Genomic DNA, 19,745 nt, shown 5'->3' with positions numbered 1-19,745 from the left:
AACTACTCGCGATGATAAGGATGATTGGTGCTGATGCTCCAGGCCCGGTATAGTGCTTCTGCCAATACCACCCGCACCATAGGATGCGGCAAAGTAAGCGCCGACAAAGACCACTTAGCTTCACTGGCAGCAATGCAGGCAGGTGCCAACCCTTCTGGCCCGCCAATCAGCAAAGCCACATCGCGGCCGTCATGTTGCCACTGTTCCAGCCGTTGCGCCAGTTGCGGGCTGCTCCAGTTGTCACCTGTTACTTCCAGGGTCACAATCCGGCTGCCTTTGCTTACCGCAGCCAGCATTTTTTCCCCTTCCAGCTCAAGGATCCGTTTAATATCAGCATTTTTACCACGTTTGCCGGCCGGAATTTCTATTAACTCCAGTGGCATATCGCGGCCAAAGCGTCTGGCATACTCGGTAAAACCGGTTTGCACCCAATCAGGCATTCTGGTACCAACAGCGATCAGACTAAGCTTCATACCAGATCAGGCACTCCAGAGTTTTTCCAGCTGATAAAAGTTTCGTGTTTCGTCCAGCATCACGTGGACGACGACCGAGTCTAAATCGAGTAATACCCATTCACCAGTGCTTTCGCCTTCAATACCCAGGGGTTGCACACCTACTTTTTTGCACTCAGCCGCTAAATAGCCGGCAACAGATTTAGCATGGCGGGTAGATGTGCCCGAGCACACTACCATAAATTCGGTTACGCTTGATTTGCCACGGACATCCAATGTTACGATATCGCGGCCTTTCATATCATCAATTTTGTCTGTGACAAAGGCGACCAGTTCGTTCGTTTGCACCTATTTTCCTCAATGCTGACTAAAAGCGGCTATTTTACCACAGTTTTTCCATGGTTATAGCGCTTAGCTTTGATAGAGTCGATGTTGCTGAATATAGTTCAGTACTTGCGGGGCAAGTGCACTGATATTTTGCTGTTTTTCAGCCAGTGCTGCCCGCACGGCTGTGGCGCTGGGGTAAAAATCGGGGTTATGAAGTTCAATAATCCGGCCATGCTCTTGTTGCTGCAATACCGCAATGGCTGCACCGAACTCTGCCAGTAGTGCAGGGGCATCACCATTCTCGCGACTGTAACCCGGGCGTTGACAAACAATCAGGTGGCTTAGCTTGAGAATTTGCTGCCAGTTATGCCATTGCTTGAAATAGCACAGAGAATCCATGCCGATAACAAAAGCCAGGGTACTTGCAGGCATGCTCTGCTTTAACAGTGCCAGGCTGCCAGCGGTGTAAGACGGGCTGGCACGGTTTAACTCCAGTGGCTGCAATTGCATTTTTGGCTCGTTAATTATTGCCAGTTCAACCATTGCCGCACGCTGCTGTGCACTCACGCCCGGGCTGGCCCGGTGTGGGGGCACATGACAGGGCATCAACTGAAGCTGATCTAAGCCACAGTGCTCCAGCACATAACGGCCACAGGCCAGGTGTCCCTGGTGAACCGGATCAAAAGTGCCACCTAAAATACCGATCAGAGAACGGGACGTGGGTAAATTAGTCATCGCTGTGTTGTTGCAAACTGTAGGTTCGTGGTACAGGTTTGATAAATAAACAGACCAGATGGTTTAGTGCCGTTGTAATATCAACTAACTGGCCTGCTTTATATAAACGGTCGAATGCCGCCAGCTCCTGCAATAAATAATTCAGATAGTTCAACGATAACCGCTGCAATGCTTGTTGATACAGCGGCTGACGTTTGGGCCAGATAGCAAGTTGTTTAAAAGTCTGGCTAATGGCAATGCCCTGTTGCTGGTTGTGATGCAGCTGTTGTAACTGTTGTAAGTCTTTCTGTAATTGCCAGATGACGATAGCGGGCTCTAAATCCTGTTGGATCAAACGTTGTAACCGATGCAGTGCCTGTTGGCCTTCGCCGGCCAGAATGGCATCGCCGAGCTGAAACACCGTAAAGCTGGAATGATCAGCCAGAAAGCCAGCCAGTGTATCGGCATCGATGTTCTGGTTCGGGTGAGTTAACGCCAGTTTTTCCAGTTCCTGACGAGCGGCCAGCAAATTGCCGGCGCTATGATGTTGCAGCAGGTTAAAGGCGTCGCCAGTCAACTGCAAATTCAACTGGCGGGCGCGCTGCTGCAGCCACTGTCTGGTCTGACGGTCGTCCAGTGGATAAATTGCTACCTGTAATGCAACGTTTTGCAGTTGCTTAAACCAGGCCAGTTTACTGACTTCAGCAAAGCTACGCTGGCCATGCAGCACCAGCACGATAGCAGGTGACAATGCACTGGCTAACTGTTTTAACTGCTCACTGGCGGTCGGCGGCAATTTCTGACTAAGTTCAAGCTCTATAAGGCGTTTGTCAGCAAATAGCGACATGGCACTCAGCTCATTATGCAGCTGGCTCCAGTCAAACTGATTATCGAGAGTAAAACTGAGTCGTTCGTCATAACCCTGGGCTTTGGCAGCAATCCGAATAGCATCGATGGCCTCCAGCTTTTGTAACGGCTCTTCGCCAAAAATCAGGTAACATGCAGCTAACCCCTGCTGAAGCTGGGCAACCAGCTGGTTAGCGTACAACTTTTGCATCAGTCTAACCGGGCCAGTTGCCGGATAATCCTGTTCGCGGCCTGTTGGCGTAACTCACTGAGCAACAAGTCCAGCTCGCGGGCTTTGGCCAGCGCCTGATTTGGGTCATCCTGATAATCGCGGTATAGTTCAAACTGATTAAAAGCAGGCTCTGTGCCGGGCATGATCAAATAGTAACTGACTTTATAAATCAGCTCATATTCAGCTACCTGGCCACTGGGAAACAACGACAACGTCCGCCGTTCTAAGGTATCAGTTATCAACTGAATGGTTGGAGCATCAGCTTGCATACTGCTAAGTAAACGCACGCTGTTCTGACTCAATCGTTCGTTCAGTAACTTCGCCAGCTCAGAATGTGCATCACTTTGCACATAAACAGCCGGAAACTGGCTTAGTGGCAAGTTGCCACGCAGATGAAAACCGCAGCTACTGAGCATTAACGTCAGGGCCAGAACTAATGCTGCCTTTAGCATATCAGCCAACCACCAGGTTCAGCAGTTTACCCGGTACGTAAATCACTTTGCGCACCGCAACACCGTCCAGATGACGCTGCACATTGTCATCCTGCTTCGCCATCTCAAGCACCTGTTGTTCTGTGGCATCAGCATTAACAGTAACTTTAGCCCGCACCTTGCCATTGATCTGCACTACAACCAGCTTTTCATCTTCAACCATTGCTTGGGTGTCAACTGCCGGCCATGGTGTTTGTTCAATACCCTGGCTCTGTTCCATCTGCTGCCACAGGTACTGGGCAACATGAGGGGTTATCGGGTTTAGCATTTGCAGTAACGCCAGTACGGCTTCATGCATTACCGCTTTATCCTGAGCAGTGTTCAGGCTGGCTCGTTGCAGTTTATTACTCAGTTCCATAATGGCAGCGATGGCCGTGTTAAAGGTGTAACGCCGGCCAATATCATCGCTGACTTTGAAAATAGTTTTGTGCAGTTCGCGCCGTAACGTTTTTTGCTCGTTATTTAATGTACTTAGCTGCAATGGCTCTGCTGTACCGGCAGCTTTCACGTCATGCACCAGAGTGTAAACCCGCTTAATAAAGCGATGCGCACCTTCAACGGCAGAGTCTGACCACTCTAAGGTTTGCTCTGGCGGGGCGGTAAACATCATAAATAGCCGCACGGTATCAGCGCCATATTGGTTGATGACCTGTTGCGGGTCGATACCGTTGTTTTTCGACTTGGACATTTTGCTCATGCCGGCTGACAGCACCGGCAAGCCATCGCTTTGCAACATTGCCCGGGTAATGCGGCCTTTCTCATCGCGCTCTACCGTGACATCCTGCGGTGACAGCCATTGCTTGCCGCCATTATCAGTCTCGCGATAAAAGGTTTCGGCCAGTACCATGCCCTGACATAACAAGCGTTTAAAAGGCTCATCGCACTGCACCAAACCAACATCACGCAACAGTTTATGGAAGAAGCGGGCATACAACAAGTGTAATATGGCGTGCTCAATACCACCAATATATTGGTCTACCGGCAGCCAGTAATTGGCTTTGGCCGGGTCCAGCATGGCTTTATCATAATCCGGGCTGCAATAACGGGCATAATACCAACTTGACTCCATAAAGGTGTCGAAGGTATCGGTTTCATGAAATGCCGGCGCGCCGTTATATTCGGTTTTTGCCCACTGGGCATCAGCTTTTATCGGCGACGTTACGCCATCCATTACCACATCTTCCGGTAAGCGCACCGGCAACTGATCTTCAGGTACCGGCACAACAGAGCCATCAGCCAGGTTAAGCATAGGGATGGGGGTGCCCCAGTAACGCTGACGCGATACGCCCCAGTCGCGCAAGCGGTAATTCACTTTTACTTCGCCTTTACCCATACTGGCCAATTTGGCGGCAATAGCATTAAAGGCTTCGCTAAAGGCCAGGCCGTCAAATTCTGCTGAGTTAATCAGGGTGCCTTTTTCGGTATAGGCAGCCTGGCTTAAATCGGCGGCATCACCACTGCTGGCGGCAACGACTTGCTTGATAGTTAAACCGTATTTAGTGGCAAATTCATAGTCACGCTGATCATGGCCAGGTACCGCCATTACCGCGCCAGAGCCGTAATCCATCAGCACAAAATTGGCAACCCAAACTGGCAGTTGCTCACCGGTTAACGGATGAATAGCAAAAATGCCAGTAGCGCAGCCTTTTTTCTCCATGGTGGCCAGCTCAGCTTCCGCCAGCTTGCCACCTTTGCAGTCTTCAATAAAAGCAGCCAGCTGTGGATTAGTTGCTGCAGCCTGACGCGCCAGCGGGTGCTGTGCTGCCACCGCAAGATAAGTTACGCCATATAAAGTGTCGGGCCGGGTAGTATAAACTTCAACTTCGGTCTGTTGTCCGGCAATATCAAAGCGGATATTGACGCCCTCTGAGCGGCCAATCCAGTTTTTCTGCATGGTACGGACTTGCTCCGGCCATTCTGTTAACTGCTCTAAATCGGCCAGCAGTTCTTCAGCATAAGCGGTAATCTTAATAAACCACTGGGCCAGCTCACGCTGCTCGACCACGGCGCCTGAGCGCCAGCCGCGGCCGTCAATAACCTGCTCGTTGGCCAGCACGCACTGGTCTACCGGATCCCAGTTAACGGTAGCCATTTTTTTGTAAACCAGGCCTTTTTCATACAGCTTGGTAAAAAACCATTGTTCCCAACGATAATAGTCGGGTTTACAGGTGGCGACTTCCCGGCTCCAGTCGTAGCCGAATCCCAGCCGTTTCAGCTGGTTTTTCATATAGTCGATATTTTCGTAGGTCCATTTGGCTGGGGCCGTTTTGTGGTTAATGGCAGCGTTTTCAGCCGGTAAACCAAAAGCATCCCAACCCATAGGCTGCATAACGTTTTTGCCCTGCATCCGTTGAAAACGGCTAACCACATCGCCAATGGTATAGTTGCGAACATGACCCATATGCAAGCGTCCGCTTGGGTAGGGAAACATTGACAGGCAATAAAACTTTTCTTTGCTGGGGTCTTCTGTCACCTGAAAGGCGTTAGTTGCTTCCCATTGTTGTTGCAAAGCGGTTTCAATTTGCTGCGGGTCATATTGTTGTTGCATCTACATCATCCACGATAAAGTTCTGGCAGGGGCCGGCATGGCCGGAAAAAGTGGCTATAGCATACCGCAGCGCGGTTTTGACAACAATAAGCAAGCGCGTTGTCTATACTGGAAAAACTAACAAGGAGACGATATGAGTGATTTTTATAAAAAGTATCAACGCTGGTTAGCCGAATTTAACCGGAATATGCAGCAAAACCCGGATAACTACGACAATCAGTTGGTTAAATTTGCCGATACATTAAAAGCCTATATAAAAGCCGGTAAAGACCTCAGTGCATATGAGACACGACTGTTTATTGAGACGTTGAAACGCCAGTGGCATGAGCAGCAGGAACAACAGGATACTGAAGACGTGGCGTCACAGCAGGAGGCGCCGTCACTCTGGCCTGAAGCGTTATGGCAGGAATTGAGCAATATCACCGATAAAACTCAGCTGGAATGGCAGGAACTCACTCAGGATTTCAAACATCAGGGGGTTTATTATCAGGGAGAAAAAGTGGGGATGGGGCGTTATCGCTGCAGCAACTGCTATCAGCACATTGATTATACCCACCCGGCCGAACTACTAGCATGCAGTAATTGCAACGGCGTGCAGTTTTACCGGGAGGGGTTGCCGGTTTAATTTTAGCGCTTTGCTAATGGCGAAAGGACAAAGCGTTAATTCTGATGTTTTACAGGGCTGCAAGCCAGTTTAACGCTGTTTTTACTGGTTTTGTCGCCTTTAAACCCCTATAATGCGCCCTTATTTTTTGCCAGTGTACAATTGTTGACCAACGAGGATGGGCCGGTGTAGCTCTCAGAACCACTCATAAATTGCAAATAAAGTTCAAGGCTCAAAGCTAAAAAGCAGCCTGGTGCAGACACTTTTAACGCAGTTTATCCAAAGCGTCTGTGCTGAATGTCGGAAAATAACTTGTTGGACATCTAAATGATTAATACCCTGAAACAGAACTGGTTCTCTAATATCAAAGGAGACGTTCTGGCTGCTATCGTGGTAGCGCTCGCCCTGATCCCTGAAGCTATTGCCTTCTCTATTATTGCCGGGGTTGATCCTAAGGTCGGCCTGTATGCCTCTTTTGCCATTTGCTTAATTATTGCTTTTGTCGGCGCCCGCCCGGCGATGATCTCTGCTGCCACCGGTGCTATGGCACTGTTGATGATTACCCTGGTTAAAAACCACGGCCTGGAATATCTGCTGGCGGCCACTTTGTTGTGCGGCCTGATCCAGATTGTGTTTGGTTTATTTAAACTGGGCGACTTAATGCGCTTTGTCTCGCGCTCGGTGGTAACCGGGTTTGTTAATGCGCTGGCGATCCTGATTTTTATGGCGCAGCTGCCTGAGCTTAGTGGCAGCTACGGTACCGTTACCGTATATGGTATGACAGCCTTAGGCTTGGCCATTATTTACCTGTTTCCTTATGTCACCAAAGCCGTGCCATCGCCGTTAGTTTGCATTGTGGTGCTGACAGCCCTGACGCTTTATTTCGGGCTGGACATTCGTACTGTAGCCGATATGGGCGAACTGCCGGATAGTCTGCCCATTTTCCTGTGGCCGGATGTGCCGCTGAATTTTGAAACCCTGCAAATAATCTTCCCATACTCGCTGGCGCTGGCGGTAGTCGGTATTCTGGAATCGCTGATGACGGCAACTATCGTCGATGATTTAACCGATACCAGCAGTAATAAAAACCGCGAATGTGTTGGTCAGGGTGTAGCAAACTTAGGCTCGGGTTTAATTGGCGGTATGGCCGGTTGTGCCATGATTGGTCAGTCAATTATTAATGTTAAATCAGGCGGTCGCACCCGGTTATCGACGTTATTAGCTGGCATTTTGCTGTTGATAATGGTGGTCTTTTTAGACAAATGGGTGGGGCTGATTCCTATGGCTGCGCTGGTTGCCGTTATGATTATGGTGTCTATCGGTACCTTTAGCTGGTCGTCGGTAAAAGACTTGCGCAAAAACCCGAAAAGCTCTTCAGTAGTGATGATTATGACCGTTATTGTGGTGGTCGCCACCCATAACCTGGCTTATGGCGTGTTGGTTGGAGTGTTATTAAGTGCCTTGTTCTTCGCCAATAAAGTCGGGCAGATTTTGTATATCGGTTCGAAAGCCGCTGCCGATGGTCATCAGCGCGATTATCAGGTGGTGGGGCAGGTGTTCTTTACTTCCGCCGAGCAATTTATTGCGGCCTTTGATGTTAAAGAAGCGGTAGAGAAAGTAACGATTGATTTAAGCCGGGCTCACTTTTGGGATATCACTGCCGTCAGCTCACTGGATAAAGTGGTATTGAAATTCCGCCGCGAAGGGACTGAAGTTGAACTGATTGGCCTAAATGAAGCCAGTGCGACCCTGGTCGATAAGTTTGCTGTACATAATCAGCCTGATGCCGTCGCAAAGTTGATGGGACATTGATCCTGAGTAAGCTAAGTGGTGCTAATCCGGGTTAAATTAAATCAGGCAACAGGAGCATAATAATGACAAAAAAAGTAATGGCGTGTATTGACGCCTCACCCTATGCCGAAGCTGTATGTGATTATGCCGTGTGGGCAGCCAGGCGCCTGGCGGTGCCAATGGCCGTTATTCATGTGCTGGACAAGGCCCAGCATACTCACACCCCCGACTTAAGTGGAAGTATCGGTTTAGGTTCGCAAGAGGTATTATTGCAGCAACTGGCTGAGTTGGATGAGAAGCATGGCAAGTTGGCAATGGAGCGGGGCCGTTTAATGCTGGATGCGGCGAAAAGCCGGGCTGAGCAAGCCGGTGTCAATGGTGTGGATGAGCGCTTGCGCCATGGCACCCTGGTTGAAACCCTGGTTGAACTGGAAGATGAGACCCGCTTACTGGTGCTGGGCAAGCGTGGCTTTAGCAGTGCCGATGCGCATGGCCATATGGGCCTGCACGTAGAGCAGGTTATTCGCAGCCTGCATAAGCCTATATTGCTAACTCAGCAGAGTTATAAAGAACCGCAACGGATTATGCTGGCCTATGATGGCAGTGCCACCGCGCTGAAAGGCCTGGAAATGCTGGCAGCCAGCCCGTTGGGTAAAGGTTTGCCGGTACATCTGGTCATGGCCGGTGCCAATGTGGAAGCAGCGCAGCAGCAAATGGAAACTGCCGCAGAAATTCTGCGCAATGCCGGTTTTGATACCAGGGTTGCTATTGTTGCTGGCGAGCCGGATGCGGTACTGAATCAGTACCAGCAGGAGCATTTTATAGACCTGATGGTAATGGGGGCTTATGGCCATTCCCGGATCCGTCAGTTTATTGTTGGCAGTACCACTACTGCCATGATTAGCAAGGCAAAGTGTTCCTTGTTAATCCTTCGCTGATAAAACAGACAGCCCGGTTCCCCGCCGGGTTGTCTGTTTTGTCTTGTTATTATTGTTGTTTAAATTTGAAGTAGCCAATCATGTTTAAGTTCAGCATCATCCTGTTAAGTTTGTTCGCGTTACTCTGTTCCCCCGTTGCTTTTGCTGCCAGTGGCCCGCTAGCGTTAACGGCAACCACCACTGGTTATATTGCCTTATTTATTTTTATCATCGCTTATATATTGGTGATGCTGGAAGAAAAAATTCATTTACGTAAGTCGAAGCCGGTACTGGTAGCAGCGGGTATTATCTGGGCGCTGATTGGCTGGCGCTATGTTCAGGCTGATATGCCAACGGTTACCGAAGAAGCGTTCCGGCACACCTTACTGGAATTTGCTGAGCTGATGCTGTTTTTGCTGGTAGCGATGACCTATATTAATGCCCTGGAAGAGCGCCGGGTATTTGATGCCTTGCGCAGCTGGATGGTCCGCAAGGGCTTTAGTTATCAGTCGTTGTTCTGGATAACCGGTATTTTATCGTTCTTTATCTCGCCAATTGCTGACAACCTGACCACAGCTTTGCTGATGTGTGCGGTAGTGATGAAGGTCGCAGAAGGCGACAAGAAATTTATTAACTTGTGTTGTATTAATATAGTGGTGGCAGCCAATGCCGGCGGCGCCTTTAGCCCGTTTGGTGATATTACCACCCTGATGGTGTGGCAGGCTGGCGTGCTGCGCTTTACCGAGTTTTTGGTGCTGTTTTTCCCGGCGGTAGCCAACTATCTTATCCCGGCACTTATTATGAGTTTCTTTGTTGAAAAACGTAAACCATCAGCCGTATACGAAGAGATTGAACTGAAACGCGGCGCTATCCGCATTTTGTGCCTGTTCTTACTAACTATTGCCAGTGCTGTGGCTTTCCACTCTGTGCTGCATTTACCGCCGGTACTGGGCATGATGACTGGCCTTGGCTACTTACAATTCTTTGGTTTTTTCCTGCGGGTTACCCTACCTGGCTCACTGGCGCGCAAAAGAGCGATGGCTGAGCGGGAAGGAGATCAGGAGCGGATTAGAGCCCTGGGCCAGGTTGTACCCTTTGATGTGTTTAACCGGGTGGCGCGGGCAGAATGGGATACCCTGCTGTTCTTCTACGGTGTGGTGATGTGCGTCGGCGGCCTGGGCTTTATGGGTTATCTGGAGCTAATGTCGACTGTGCTATATACCGAGTGGGATGCCACCTATGCCAATATTGCATTGGGCATTATATCTGCAGTAATTGATAACATTCCGGTAATGTTTGCGGTGCTGACCATGATGCCGGAAATGTCACATGGCCACTGGTTATTAATAACCTTAACTGCCGGGGTGGGTGGTAGCTTATTATCGATAGGCTCTGCTGCCGGTGTGGCGTTAATGGGCCAGGCCCGCGGTTATTATACCTTTGCCGGCCATCTGAAATGGACACCGGTTATTTTGCTTGGTTACATTGCCAGTATTGCCGTGCATTTATGGTTAAATGCCGCCAGCTTTGCTGAGTATGGCCTGGTAAGTTAAAGGTATTTGCGCCAGCGTACCATCTCAGAACTGCTAAGCTTAGCCGCATAGCCTGCAAGTCTGCCCACTTAGTCAGCGTTTAGCTGGCTGAGGGGGCCATTCAAAAGAGGAGATGCAATGACCAAGCTACACGATCAGGGTTTACTGAAAAATTCTTCATACTGGCACGGCGAGTGGCACCGCTCCAATACTCATTTTAATATCACCAATCCGGCTAGCGGCGAAGTAATTGCTAAAGTGGCGGATGCCAGCGCGGCAGACGCCGAACAAGCGGTTGCTGCAGCCCATGCTGCTTTTGCTGACTGGGCCGCCCGGCCTGCGGCAGAGCGCTCGCAGCTGTTAATGCGCTGGCAGCAATTGTTGCTGGATCATCAGGATGATTTAGGCCTGCTGCTCACCCTGGAACAAGGTAAGCCGTTGGCAGAGGCCAAAGGTGAAATAGCCTATGGCGCCTCTTACCTGCAGTGGTTTGCCGAAGAAGCCAAGCGGGTGTACGGCGATACCATTCCAGCAAAGGCTGCAAATCAGCGTATTATGGTGCTGAAACAGCCCGTCGGGGTTGTGGCAGCCATTACCCCCTGGAATTTCCCTAATGCGATGATTGCCCGAAAAGCAGCTGCGGCGCTGGCGGCAGGTTGTACTTTTGTGGTTAAACCGGCCCAGCTAACGCCGCTATCTGCGCTGGCGCTGGCCGAGTTGGCGCATCGTGCTGGTATTCCGGCCGGGGTATTTAATGTTATTGCAGGTACTGATGCTGCAGCCATAGGTGAAGTGCTGACGCAGGATGCCAGAGTGGCCAAGTTCAGCTTTACCGGCTCAACCAACATTGGCAAGCAGCTGGCAAAACAGTGCGCCGGTACGGTTAAGCGGGTATCGCTGGAGCTGGGCGGCAATGCGCCTTTTATTGTGTTTGCTGACGCTGATCTGGATGCTGCAGTTGACGGCCTGATGGCATCGAAGTTCCGCAATGCCGGCCAAACCTGTGTTTGTACCAACAGAGTACTGGTACAACAAAGTGTAATAGCTGCTTTTACCGAAAAACTGCAACAGGCTATCAGCAAGTTAAAAATAGGTGATGGCACCCGGGACAACGTCGATATCGGCCCGTTAATCAGCGAAGATGCCTGCGCCAAAGTGGATAAATTGCTGCAAGCCGCACTTAAACAGGGCGCTAAGCTGCACTGTGGTGGCAAACGCCAAAGTGCTGACAGCTTATTTTATTTGCCAACCCTGCTTAGCGACATAACCGCTGAGATGGACATTACTCAACAAGAAATTTTTGGACCGGTGGTCGCTTTGCAAAGCTTTAGTGAGGAAGCTGAGGCAATAGCCCGGGCTAATGCCACCGAGTTTGGCCTGGCAGCCTATTTTTATAGTCGGGATATCGGCCGGATCTGGCGGGTAGCTGAAGGTCTGCAGTATGGCATGGTTGGCATTAACGAAGGGCTAATCTCCAACCCGGCAGCGCCCTTTGGTGGCGTTAAACAATCCGGTTATGGCCGGGAAGGTTCAAAATATGGTTTGGCTGACTACCTGGATACCAAGTATTTGTGTCTTGGCGGCTTAGACCGCTAGTGATGGTAATCAGCTTGTTGCCGGCATGGCCGGCTCAGGCAGAGGGTGCATATGGAATTGTCTGAGCTGTTACCCCATCTTCTCAGCCTGGCGGCTCTGGAATACGCAGCGAATGGCTTTTACCTGCTGGCAGTATTGCTGGCAGCGCGCAACAGCATCCATACCTGGTGGTTAGGTATTATTGGCTGTAGTTTGTTTTCGGTGCTGTTTTTTCAGGTGCAGTTGTACGCCGAAAGTATGCTAATGCTGTTTTTTATCGCCACCAATTTTATTGGCTGGTATCAGTGGGGCCGGCCAGGTGGTATTAAGCAGGTAAGTAGCAGCCGCATTGGCCGTTTAGTGCTTTATACCGGCATTGCCCTGGCAGTAACTGCAGTTCATGGTTTTATGTTGCATAACCTGACTAACGCTTATGCGCCTTATGTCGACTCGGCAATTTTAATGTTCAGCCTGATTGCCCAGTTTTTGCTGATGAACCGCAAACTGGAAACCTGGTGGTTCTGGTTACTGGTTAATACCATTGCCATCCCACTGTATATTTCCCGCGAGTTATACGTTACTGCCATCGTTTACTGTGGCTTCTGGTTTAATGCCTGGTATGGCTTGTATCTGTGGCGCCGTATCTACCAGCTACAACCAGAGCCGCAGCAGGCTGGCGGCTATTAATGCCAGGTAAGTTACTGCAACGGTAGGCTTGGCAGCCTGCTTGGCATAACCCAGCAGCAGTTGCAGCGGGTTTTGGCGCTGATACTGCCACTGGCTATGCCACTGACAACCAATATCCTGCGCCTGTAAAATGGCTTGCTCCAGCTGCAACAGGCGGTTGGCTGCGCGTTGCTGCCAGGTTTTAAGTATGGCTTCGTGCAGCCAGAACAAGCCAATAACCCCGAGCTGCAGTTCAATACCTGCGGCGTTTTTCAGTAGCCACAGCCATACCAGAATAGTGATAACTTTCAGCCACAGTGCTTGCTGTTCTTGTTTATCGTAACTTTGCTGAACTAACAGCCATTCGGCCTGATTTTTGTCGGTCATTGGGCATCCCTGCTTGGTGCTGGCTTATATAAACTTAAGTTGTTGCTTCAGTTTAGCGGGTAATTGCTGAAGATCAGCATCATTTTCACTCACTATCACTAAATCTGCTGTTTTTAAAGCCAGGCTGCGGCCACGATAGGTATTATCTGAGAAATGATGTTCAAATTTCAGCTTGTTGCTGTCAGGCACCAAAAACACCGTCGCCAGGCCATGCTCGGTTTGCATCACCAGATGCAGGGACCGGGTACCGCGAAAATCACAAAAGTTGGCATAAACAATGGCTTGTTGCCAGTCAGTTAACTCGGCTCCGAAACTGGCCAGCTTAGCGTTAACCTGATTAAGCGGCTGTGGTGCCAGCATTTGTTCCAGGTAAGGGGCTTCATGGTATACATGGGCCAGTGCATGTTCGCCTAAGGTCATTTGCGGGTAACCATAGTTAAACCAGTTCAGGGTAAGGCCGGCCACAAAAGCGATAGAGGCAGCCAGGGCAATAGCCCCGCTAAAGCGCCTTTTCTGGGCTTGCTGGCTCAACAGCATCTGCTGGCGCAACAGTTTAAGCTGCAGCGAATCGGGCACGGCAAATTGCAATGCCTGTTTAATTCTGGCCTGATCCAGCAGTAACTGGCGTTGCAGTTGCTGCAACTCAGGGTCGGCAGCCACGGCTCTGGCCAGATCCGCATTGCGGGCCTGTGGATCCGCTATCAGGGCTTGTTTTATGGTTAAATCTGCCATCTGCTTACCCTCTATGCTGTGCTGTCAGGCGCTGTTTCAGTAATTGCCGGGCCCGGAATAAGCGGGTATTAACGGTATTCACATTTAAACTTAATAGCTGGCCAATTTCGTCACTGTTAAACCCGGCCAGGGCCTGCAGCAACAGCGGTTCGCCATACTCGGCTGGCAGCAACAGTAACTGCTGTTGCAGTAAGGCATTATCATACTGTTGCTCCAATGCCGGGTTAATCTCATCGGTTAAGCTTTCTTGCTCAATATCACTGTAATCCAGTTGTTTGCGCTCAAACCGCCGGGCATTTTCCCGGCGCAAAATGGTGATAAGCCAGCTTTTTGCTGCATTGTCGTCCAGTAATGAATCGAGTGCTTTCCAGGCCCGTAAAAACGTATCCTGGACGATGTCTTCAGCAATATGCTGGTCCCGGCACAGCCAGAAGGCATAGCGGTATAAATCAGCATGGTATAGCCGCACCAGCTGTTCATAGCGCTGGCTGTTACTTTCTGCTTTGCGCTTAAATAAAGAGACCGGCAAACTGAACAGGCTATTTCGTGATTGTGACATTGCTGGCAGCTTTTGTTCGCTGGAAGGTGTCATTAGCGTAATAGACATAGCCGGAACCTGTAAAGGATTAATTGGAACGCATGTTCAAGTAAGCTCATGTTAGTGGCTCATTGTGCAACAGTTTTTGAAGCCGCATTGCTATAGCGCTGCAGCCAGTAATCAGCGCTGACATAGCGGCCACCGCCGCTAAATAGCAAGCTCAGTAACATAGCGAAGTAAATTGCCGCAAATTCAATACCGTTGTTCAGGATCACCAGTTTGCCGCTTGAGGTCAGCCAGTCGTAATTACCGTGTTGTTGCAGCAAGCTGCGGGCGGCTTCTATTTTATCGCTGCTATCCATCACCCGCTCGTTCAGTAAAAGGGTGCCATCGGCCAGCCAGCTGCTGCTATCGGCTATAGCAGGCCAGCCATAGGGCAGGTGAACGGCAAAAATGGCAACCAGCATGGTAACAAGCAGCGGTATCGTCACCAATCTGGTCAGCAAACCAAGTAACAGCATAACGCCACCGATAAGTTCCGCGGCTATCGCCAGACTCGCTAGCAGCCATGGCAATGGTAAACCCAGCCCCCAATCGCTGTTACCAAACCAGGCTACGGTATCGGCAAAGTGACTGAATTTATTCCAGCCAGCCTGAATAAGCACCGGGGCCAGAATAAGCCGCAACAGCAGCGGCGCCAGGCCATCTATTGGGGTCAGCCATTGCAGTGACTTTAGGTAAACTTGCCGGATCGATTGCAACATCGGGTTGTCCTGTCTTTAAATTGTGTCTTACTGATAAGACAGCACCAGCAGCAGAAAACTTTCAGTATTTTTTAAAATAAACTCAATAAGTTTAATACCTGAGATCACCGGCACCGCCGAAATTGATTTAAAAACGAGTTTCGCAATATCAGCTTTAGCTGGTTGCTATTGGCTGGCTGGTTAATATATATTTGAACAATTGTTCAAGAGGTGGTTTATGGTTAACAGTGCAAAATTTGACAGGCAACAGGTTATCGCCAATGCCACAACATTATTCTGGGCCCGGGGCTTTAAGGGCTGCTCCATGCGGGATGTGCAACAGGCGGTAAATTTACGGCCGGGTAGCCTGTACGCCAGTTTTGGTGACAAAGAAAATTTGTACCGTGAAGCTCTGCTGCATTATGCCGCCGCTGGCCTTGCCTCATTACAGGCACTTGAGCAACAGCTGGATTGCCCGCTTAAGGTGCTGCGACAGTTTATGCGCCAGGCACTCGCAAACAGCTTAACGGGCCAACCCGATAAAGTGTGTATGCTGGTAAAAACGGTAACCGAGCTTGGGGCAGAGCAGCATCCGTTGGCCAGCCTGGCCCGGGAGTTGCTGCAGCAAATGGCTGCTCAATTTACCCGGCTGTTGGCACAGGCTAAACAAGCAGGCTTACTGGCGGCAGATACTGATCCGGCAGCGCTGGCCAGTTTTTATCAGATGCAATTGATTGGTCTGAAAAGCGTTACCAGGTTGCAGCCTGAACCGGCAGTGTTGGATTGTTTGTTACAACAAGCGCTGGCAATACTACCTGCAGAAAAAGCACACTGAAGGCATGGCATAACGCAATACCGACAGTGTGCAATGAGACCTCAGATTGAGGTTACCCAGTCTGGCAACCACTCAATGGCCCAGATTTCCAGTACCTTATCAAAGCCGGTAAAAATCATAAGTGCTATCAGCAGCAGTGCTGCCCCTAGCAAATATTTACTAAACTGACCTGATAAGCGTAACTTTGCCAGTTGCGCCCCGGATAAATGGCCGACAAACACCAGCGGTAGTGCCGCACCCAAACCGAATGTCAGCATCACTATAAAGGCCATGGGCATACTTTGTCCGGTGGAAGCCAACGCGATAGCGGTGCCCAGGGTAGGGCCAACACAAGGTAACCAGATTAAGCCCAGTGAGGCACCAATCACAAACTGCATTGCCACGCCATTGCCGCTAATATTCTGGCCGGGTAAGCGGCTGGTGAAGCGCGACAACCAGAATGCCATTTGGTCACTGAGTGCCGGCACCAGCAGCACTATACCCATCAGCAGCAATAAGCCAGCCGAAAAGTAACGCATAACATCGGGTGAAATACCGGCATTAAGTAACAGAAAAGTCAGTATGGTACCGGCCAGCGCAAAGGACAAACTGATACCTGCAGCCAGCATCAGCAAGCCAAGCCGTGACGACTGTATAGCTGACGCCGCGACTGCCGGTACCATAGGCAGCACACAGGGCGATAGCAGGCTTAGCACGCCGGCCAGCAAGGCTAGGGGAATAGCAGTAAATTCCATTTAGTTAGCCTGCTCAGCGTCGCTCAGGGTTTTGAAAATCCGCTCTTTGCTGGTTTCAGCCACTGAAAAGTGAATTTGCTCAAAGCCTTTGTATACCAACAGGGTAGACTGTCTTGGCGCTTTAAAATGGGTTGCCCAGTCTTTTTGGCTATCGAAGTCAACGGTTAGCAGCTGGATTTTGCTGTCCGGGTTTGCCGTGAAATATTCATTGATAATTTTGCTTTGGCGGCGGCAGGTTGGACACCATTCGGCGTATATGTCGATCAGAATAACTTTATCTTCAGCTTGTGCCTGCTGAAACTTCTCAGCAGTGAAAGGTGTTTGCGCTGCGGCAGCGCTGCCTATCATTAAAGCAAATAGCAAGGTAAGTAAAAGTGATTTCATTGGCTGTTCCTCTGTTAGTGATAATAAGTTTTAAGTGTCAGTAACAAGACCAGACGACCACTCAAACTATTTCAGCTATTTGGAACAAATGTTCAATATTGTGTTACATGGCGGCAAATGGCGCCCTTGCTGGCCAATTCCTGCACTAATGGCAGGGCGCCTTGTTGCAGTTGCGGCAAAGTTAAACCAGGTAAATGCAGTGATATTGCCTGAATTAATTGCTTAAACGTCAGGCCCGGTTGTTCAGCCAGAGTGTTTAACAGCAGTAGAGTTGCCTGATTCAGCTGCACAAACTTTACCTCGTGCTCGCTGTTGCGATACAACAGAAAAAATACCGGCTGTGCTGGTTCGGCCGGCTGGAACTCAGCACAAATTTGCTGCACCGGATACTGATAAGCACACAGCATGGCCAGTTCAGATAACTGCAACCGGCTGCTGCTGAGGGCGTCGCCGGCAAGTTCTGCCGGGCTAAGTGGCGGCAATTGCTGCTCACTTGTTAAAGTGGCTATATACAGCTCAGCCCATTCGTAATGCGCCAGCTCGGCTAAAAATGGCGGATCGGCAGCTGTTGGCTGGTAATCCTGTAAAAAGGTTACAAACTGCTCTGCTATCTGCAAAAAGTAGGGGCTGTGGCAGGCATAGTTGCTGAAAAACTGCCGGGCGAGGGCAGTCCAGTCAGATTCGCTGTACAGGGTTTTTAACACCGGAAAGGCCGTATCGAGAAAGCCTTGCACGTTATTAAAAAATAGCTCACTGTAGACGTTAAGCCGGCGCTGCTCGATGCCTGTCGGCGGCGACGTTTCTGCCGGATTTCGAATATACGCAGCAAACTGCTGTTGCAGCTGTTTAAAATCAGCGTTATCTGGTTTGCTTGGCTCAGTACTCATATGGCCAGCTTCTTTTTAGCCCTGGTGCTGCTGGCTTGCTGTTGCAATGTTCTGATATACGTCAGTTCATGCTGCAGGCTGCCAAGCGAGGGAATATTAAAATCGCGTTCATATAAGGTGGGCTTGACGCCATGCTGGCGATAGGTTTGCTGCAGCAGTTGCCAGACCGGATCCGGCACATCGGCGCCGTGCGTATCAATCAGTAAATCAGCTGCCTGCTGATAATGGCCAGCAACGTGATAGTAAGCAATGCGCTCAGTTGGCAAGGCCTGTAAAAAAGCCAGTGGGTCATAACCATGGTTTACCGAATTAACATAGATATTATTTACATCGAGCAACAGCTGGCAATCGGCTTGTTTGAGCACTTCGCAGATAAATTCCAGCTCGCTCATTTGCTGACCAGGCGCAGCATAGTAAGACACGTTTTCCAGAATAAGTGGCTGTTCCAGAATGTCCTGCACGGTCCGCACCCGTTCTGCCACATATTTTACTGCTTCTTCGGTAAAGGGTATCGGCATTAAATCGTATAAGTGACCGCCGGCTGAGCAATAGCTTAAATGTTCGCTGTACAGACGGATGTTGTGGGTTTTAAAAAATGTTTTTAACTGCTTAATAAAATCGATATCCAGCGGATCAGGGCTGCCAATTGACAACGATAAGCCATGACAGGCAAAAGGGTAACGCTCGGTTAGTGTTTTAAACTGAGCGGCCAGTTTGCCGCCATAAGGCAGCCAGTTTTCCGGTGCGACTTCAAAAAAGTCGATAGCCTGGTTGCTGCTGTCCAGCACGTCTGCCAGCATTTCCCGGCGCAGGCCAAGGCCGGCGCCGGTTAATGGCGTTTGGGTGGTCACTGCTTAAGCAGCTCCACACTTGCCTTCGCCACACTTCATTTCTTTTGCTTTATCTTCAGCTTTGGCTTTGGCATCGTCTTTCATTTTGGCGGCTTTGTCGGCACCACACTTACCTTCACCGCATTTGCCTTCGCCACATTTCATTTCTTTTGCTTTATCTTCAGCTTTGGCTTTTGCTTTGTCGGCGCCACACTTACCTTCACCGCATTTGCCTTCGCCGCACTTCATTTCTTTTGCTTTGTCTTTGGCTTTATCTTTCGCTTTATCAGTACCGCATTTGCCTTCACCACATTTACCTTCAGTGGCAGCCAGCTGATACGCCATGCTAAGTTCAGCAGCAGCAAAAGGATTAGTATCGGCATGAGCGGCGCCAGAGGCTACTGAGCCTAATGCCATGGCACCAAGGGCGAATGAAAGTTGGGTTTTGTTCAGTGTTTTCATCAGATATTACCTTTATGGTTGTCAGAGTCAGTTATAAGACCTGCCCACCAGCAAAGGTATTTCAAAAAAATGTTTATTTCAATGTACCCGGTAAAAACGACAGAAAAAATCGATGACGCTGTCCGGGTCAAGCGTGCTGAAGCGTACCTTGCGATTAGCAACTATTGCTTCACCAAGCGCACGTAACGTATGGTCCAGCGGCACGCCAGCCGGGCGCTGCACACCATGGTCGGCAAATAAGAAATTCAGGGCCGTGGTCGCGTAAGATTTACCGGGTTCCAGTTGCACTAATTCCAGCTCCTGTAAACGAACACCAAGATTGCGAATTTTTTGCAGACAATTTTGTTCGTTCATATTGGCCTCGACCTGGGTTGATTTCTGTTGCTAAGCTTGTATCGGCGTGATTAGCGGGATCTTTAATCTGGTTGTTGAAAAAACAAAATAGCCAGCACAGTTCGTCGGGTTTTTGGTAGTATGTCGGCAGATGCGTTTGCGTAACTTTTGCTTTAATACTCTTG

Annotated in this window: 23 protein-coding genes; 7 read left to right on the top strand and 16 right to left on the bottom strand. The window is 49.8% G+C overall.

Annotated features, from left to right (window positions below; translation table 11 throughout):
- Nucleotides 1–2 precede the first annotated feature (2 nt).
- The 6 genes from rlmH to leuS form a co-directional block, all read right to left on the bottom strand.
- On the bottom strand, nucleotides 3–473 hold the full coding sequence (gene rlmH / locus H141_RS0108445) for a 23S rRNA (pseudouridine(1915)-N(3))-methyltransferase RlmH (RefSeq protein WP_019675820.1): 471 nt from the start codon (nucleotides 471–473) through the stop codon (nucleotides 3–5).
- 6 nt (nucleotides 474–479) lie between these two features.
- On the bottom strand, nucleotides 480–800 hold the full coding sequence (gene rsfS, locus H141_RS0108440; protein WP_019675819.1) for a ribosome silencing factor: 321 nt from the start codon (nucleotides 798–800) through the stop codon (nucleotides 480–482).
- Between the two features lie 63 nt (nucleotides 801–863).
- Entirely contained in the window at nucleotides 864–1,514 is a 651-nt protein-coding gene (gene nadD / locus H141_RS0108435) for a nicotinate-nucleotide adenylyltransferase (RefSeq protein ID WP_019675818.1), read from the bottom strand.
- Nucleotides 1,507–2,550, bottom strand: a complete 1,044-nt coding sequence (holA, locus tag H141_RS0108430; protein WP_019675817.1) for a DNA polymerase III subunit delta — start codon at nucleotides 2,548–2,550, stop codon at nucleotides 1,507–1,509. Before holA ends, nadD begins: the two co-directional genes overlap by 8 nt.
- The gene (locus tag H141_RS0108425; protein ID WP_019675816.1) at nucleotides 2,550–3,023 is read right to left on the bottom strand and encodes an LPS-assembly lipoprotein LptE; all 474 of its coding nucleotides are present in this window, start codon (nucleotides 3,021–3,023) and stop codon (nucleotides 2,550–2,552) included. Before H141_RS0108425 ends, holA begins: the two co-directional genes overlap by 1 nt.
- A gap of 1 nt (nucleotide 3,024) precedes the next feature.
- Nucleotides 3,025–5,610, bottom strand: a complete 2,586-nt coding sequence (gene leuS, locus H141_RS0108420) for a leucine--tRNA ligase (RefSeq protein ID WP_019675815.1) — start codon at nucleotides 5,608–5,610, stop codon at nucleotides 3,025–3,027.
- A 133-nt stretch (nucleotides 5,611–5,743) separates the two neighbouring features.
- On the opposite strand from leuS, the gene H141_RS0108415 reads away from it, so the two are divergent.
- From H141_RS0108415 to pnuC, 6 genes are all read left to right on the top strand, one after another.
- Nucleotides 5,744–6,235: a zinc ribbon-containing protein gene (locus H141_RS0108415; protein WP_019675814.1), complete on the top strand. Its 492-nt coding sequence runs from the start codon at nucleotides 5,744–5,746 to the stop codon at nucleotides 6,233–6,235.
- A gap of 306 nt (nucleotides 6,236–6,541) precedes the next feature.
- Nucleotides 6,542–8,026, top strand: a complete 1,485-nt coding sequence (locus H141_RS0108410; protein ID WP_019675813.1) for a SulP family inorganic anion transporter — start codon at nucleotides 6,542–6,544, stop codon at nucleotides 8,024–8,026.
- Nucleotides 8,027–8,088: 62 nt separating this feature from the next.
- Nucleotides 8,089–8,943, top strand: a complete 855-nt coding sequence (locus H141_RS0108405; protein ID WP_019675812.1) for a universal stress protein — start codon at nucleotides 8,089–8,091, stop codon at nucleotides 8,941–8,943.
- An 80-nt stretch (nucleotides 8,944–9,023) separates the two neighbouring features.
- A complete protein-coding gene (gene nhaD, locus H141_RS0108400) occupies nucleotides 9,024–10,475 on the top strand; it encodes a sodium:proton antiporter NhaD (RefSeq protein ID WP_019675811.1) in 1,452 nt (483 codons plus the stop codon).
- A gap of 117 nt (nucleotides 10,476–10,592) precedes the next feature.
- The gene (locus H141_RS0108395; protein WP_019675810.1) at nucleotides 10,593–12,050 is read left to right on the top strand and encodes an NAD-dependent succinate-semialdehyde dehydrogenase; all 1,458 of its coding nucleotides are present in this window, start codon (nucleotides 10,593–10,595) and stop codon (nucleotides 12,048–12,050) included.
- A gap of 51 nt (nucleotides 12,051–12,101) precedes the next feature.
- Nucleotides 12,102–12,716 (top strand): nicotinamide riboside transporter PnuC, encoded by a 615-nt coding sequence (gene pnuC / locus H141_RS0108390; RefSeq protein ID WP_019675809.1) that lies wholly within the window; start codon nucleotides 12,102–12,104, stop codon nucleotides 12,714–12,716.
- Here the strand turns inward: pnuC and H141_RS20905 are convergent.
- From H141_RS20905 to H141_RS0108370, 4 genes are read right to left on the bottom strand one after another with little or no spacing between them, the layout of a single operon-like run.
- On the bottom strand, nucleotides 12,681–13,082 hold the full coding sequence (locus tag H141_RS20905; RefSeq protein WP_019675808.1) for a hypothetical protein: 402 nt from the start codon (nucleotides 13,080–13,082) through the stop codon (nucleotides 12,681–12,683). The two genes, pnuC and H141_RS20905, sit on opposite strands and share 36 nt — an antisense overlap.
- 24 nt (nucleotides 13,083–13,106) lie before the next feature.
- The gene (locus H141_RS0108380; protein ID WP_019675807.1) at nucleotides 13,107–13,814 is read right to left on the bottom strand and encodes a DUF3379 family protein; all 708 of its coding nucleotides are present in this window, start codon (nucleotides 13,812–13,814) and stop codon (nucleotides 13,107–13,109) included.
- A 4-nt stretch (nucleotides 13,815–13,818) separates the two neighbouring features.
- On the bottom strand, nucleotides 13,819–14,421 hold the full coding sequence (locus tag H141_RS0108375; RefSeq protein ID WP_019675806.1) for a sigma-70 family RNA polymerase sigma factor: 603 nt from the start codon (nucleotides 14,419–14,421) through the stop codon (nucleotides 13,819–13,821).
- A gap of 59 nt (nucleotides 14,422–14,480) precedes the next feature.
- Nucleotides 14,481–15,116 carry an HvfX family Cu-binding RiPP maturation protein gene (locus tag H141_RS0108370; RefSeq protein WP_019675805.1) on the bottom strand — a complete coding sequence of 212 codons (636 nt, stop codon included), beginning with the start codon at nucleotides 15,114–15,116 and terminating at the stop codon, nucleotides 14,481–14,483.
- A 217-nt stretch (nucleotides 15,117–15,333) separates the two neighbouring features.
- Between H141_RS0108370 and H141_RS20000 the strand changes: the two genes are divergently transcribed.
- Nucleotides 15,334–15,930 (top strand): TetR/AcrR family transcriptional regulator, encoded by a 597-nt coding sequence (locus H141_RS20000; protein WP_019675804.1) that lies wholly within the window; start codon nucleotides 15,334–15,336, stop codon nucleotides 15,928–15,930.
- A 41-nt stretch (nucleotides 15,931–15,971) separates the two neighbouring features.
- Here H141_RS20000 and H141_RS0108355 read toward each other — a convergent pair whose 3' ends face one another.
- The 6 genes from H141_RS0108355 to H141_RS0108330 form a co-directional block, all read right to left on the bottom strand.
- Nucleotides 15,972–16,664 (bottom strand): cytochrome c biogenesis CcdA family protein, encoded by a 693-nt coding sequence (locus tag H141_RS0108355; protein WP_019675803.1) that lies wholly within the window; start codon nucleotides 16,662–16,664, stop codon nucleotides 15,972–15,974.
- Nucleotides 16,665–17,048, bottom strand: coding sequence for a thioredoxin family protein (locus H141_RS0108350; protein WP_019675802.1), 384 nt, complete (start codon nucleotides 17,046–17,048; stop codon nucleotides 16,665–16,667).
- Nucleotides 17,049–17,140: 92 nt separating this feature from the next.
- Nucleotides 17,141–17,935, bottom strand: a complete 795-nt coding sequence (locus H141_RS0108345; RefSeq protein WP_019675801.1) for an HvfC family RiPP maturation protein — start codon at nucleotides 17,933–17,935, stop codon at nucleotides 17,141–17,143.
- Complete coding sequence (locus tag H141_RS0108340; RefSeq protein ID WP_019675800.1) at nucleotides 17,932–18,786, bottom strand: HvfB family MNIO-type RiPP peptide maturase; 855 nt, start codon at nucleotides 18,784–18,786, stop codon at nucleotides 17,932–17,934. Before H141_RS0108340 ends, H141_RS0108345 begins: the two co-directional genes overlap by 4 nt.
- A 3-nt stretch (nucleotides 18,787–18,789) precedes the next feature.
- Entirely contained in the window at nucleotides 18,790–19,227 is a 438-nt protein-coding gene (locus H141_RS0108335; RefSeq protein ID WP_019675799.1) for an HvfA family oxazolone/thioamide-modified RiPP metallophore, read from the bottom strand.
- Between the two features lie 78 nt (nucleotides 19,228–19,305).
- Nucleotides 19,306–19,581 (bottom strand): hypothetical protein, encoded by a 276-nt coding sequence (locus H141_RS0108330; RefSeq protein WP_019675798.1) that lies wholly within the window; start codon nucleotides 19,579–19,581, stop codon nucleotides 19,306–19,308.
- Nucleotides 19,582–19,745: the final 164 nt, after the last annotated feature.

The organism is Arsukibacterium perlucidum DSM 18276 (assembly GCF_000382165.1).
GTDB lineage: Bacteria > Pseudomonadota > Gammaproteobacteria > Enterobacterales > Alteromonadaceae > Alishewanella > Alishewanella perlucidum.
The sequence above is the reverse complement of the archived record's forward strand: the minus strand, read 5'-3'. Positions and strand labels throughout refer to the sequence as shown.

Excerpts from the sequence above, each read along its gene's own strand:
- rlmH (WP_019675820.1), bottom strand. The coding sequence starts at position 473 with ATGAAGCTTAGTCTGATCGCTGTTGGTACCAGAATGCCTGATTGGGTG.
- nadD (WP_019675818.1), bottom strand. The coding sequence starts at position 1,514 with ATGACTAATTTACCCACGTCCCGTTCTCTGATCGGTATTTTAGGTGGC.
- holA (WP_019675817.1), bottom strand. The coding sequence starts at position 2,550 with ATGCAAAAGTTGTACGCTAACCAGCTGGTTGCCCAGCTTCAGCAGGGG.
- H141_RS0108425 (WP_019675816.1), bottom strand. The coding sequence starts at position 3,023 with ATGCTAAAGGCAGCATTAGTTCTGGCCCTGACGTTAATGCTCAGTAGC.
- leuS (WP_019675815.1), bottom strand. The coding sequence starts at position 5,610 with ATGCAACAACAATATGACCCGCAGCAAATTGAAACCGCTTTGCAACAA.
- H141_RS0108415 (WP_019675814.1), top strand. The coding sequence starts at position 5,744 with ATGAGTGATTTTTATAAAAAGTATCAACGCTGGTTAGCCGAATTTAAC.
- H141_RS0108410 (WP_019675813.1), top strand. The coding sequence starts at position 6,542 with ATGATTAATACCCTGAAACAGAACTGGTTCTCTAATATCAAAGGAGAC.
- H141_RS0108405 (WP_019675812.1), top strand. The coding sequence starts at position 8,089 with ATGACAAAAAAAGTAATGGCGTGTATTGACGCCTCACCCTATGCCGAA.
- nhaD (WP_019675811.1), top strand. The coding sequence starts at position 9,024 with ATGTTTAAGTTCAGCATCATCCTGTTAAGTTTGTTCGCGTTACTCTGT.
- H141_RS0108395 (WP_019675810.1), top strand. The coding sequence starts at position 10,593 with ATGACCAAGCTACACGATCAGGGTTTACTGAAAAATTCTTCATACTGG.
- pnuC (WP_019675809.1), top strand. The coding sequence starts at position 12,102 with ATGGAATTGTCTGAGCTGTTACCCCATCTTCTCAGCCTGGCGGCTCTG.
- H141_RS20905 (WP_019675808.1), bottom strand. The coding sequence starts at position 13,082 with ATGACCGACAAAAATCAGGCCGAATGGCTGTTAGTTCAGCAAAGTTAC.
- H141_RS0108380 (WP_019675807.1), bottom strand. The coding sequence starts at position 13,814 with ATGGCAGATTTAACCATAAAACAAGCCCTGATAGCGGATCCACAGGCC.
- H141_RS0108375 (WP_019675806.1), bottom strand. The coding sequence starts at position 14,421 with ATGTCTATTACGCTAATGACACCTTCCAGCGAACAAAAGCTGCCAGCA.
- H141_RS0108370 (WP_019675805.1), bottom strand. The coding sequence starts at position 15,116 with ATGTTGCAATCGATCCGGCAAGTTTACCTAAAGTCACTGCAATGGCTG.
- H141_RS20000 (WP_019675804.1), top strand. The coding sequence starts at position 15,334 with ATGGTTAACAGTGCAAAATTTGACAGGCAACAGGTTATCGCCAATGCC.
- H141_RS0108355 (WP_019675803.1), bottom strand. The coding sequence starts at position 16,664 with ATGGAATTTACTGCTATTCCCCTAGCCTTGCTGGCCGGCGTGCTAAGC.
- H141_RS0108350 (WP_019675802.1), bottom strand. The coding sequence starts at position 17,048 with ATGAAATCACTTTTACTTACCTTGCTATTTGCTTTAATGATAGGCAGC.
- H141_RS0108345 (WP_019675801.1), bottom strand. The coding sequence starts at position 17,935 with ATGAGTACTGAGCCAAGCAAACCAGATAACGCTGATTTTAAACAGCTG.
- H141_RS0108335 (WP_019675799.1), bottom strand. The coding sequence starts at position 19,227 with ATGAAAACACTGAACAAAACCCAACTTTCATTCGCCCTTGGTGCCATG.
- H141_RS0108330 (WP_019675798.1), bottom strand. The coding sequence starts at position 19,581 with ATGAACGAACAAAATTGTCTGCAAAAAATTCGCAATCTTGGTGTTCGT.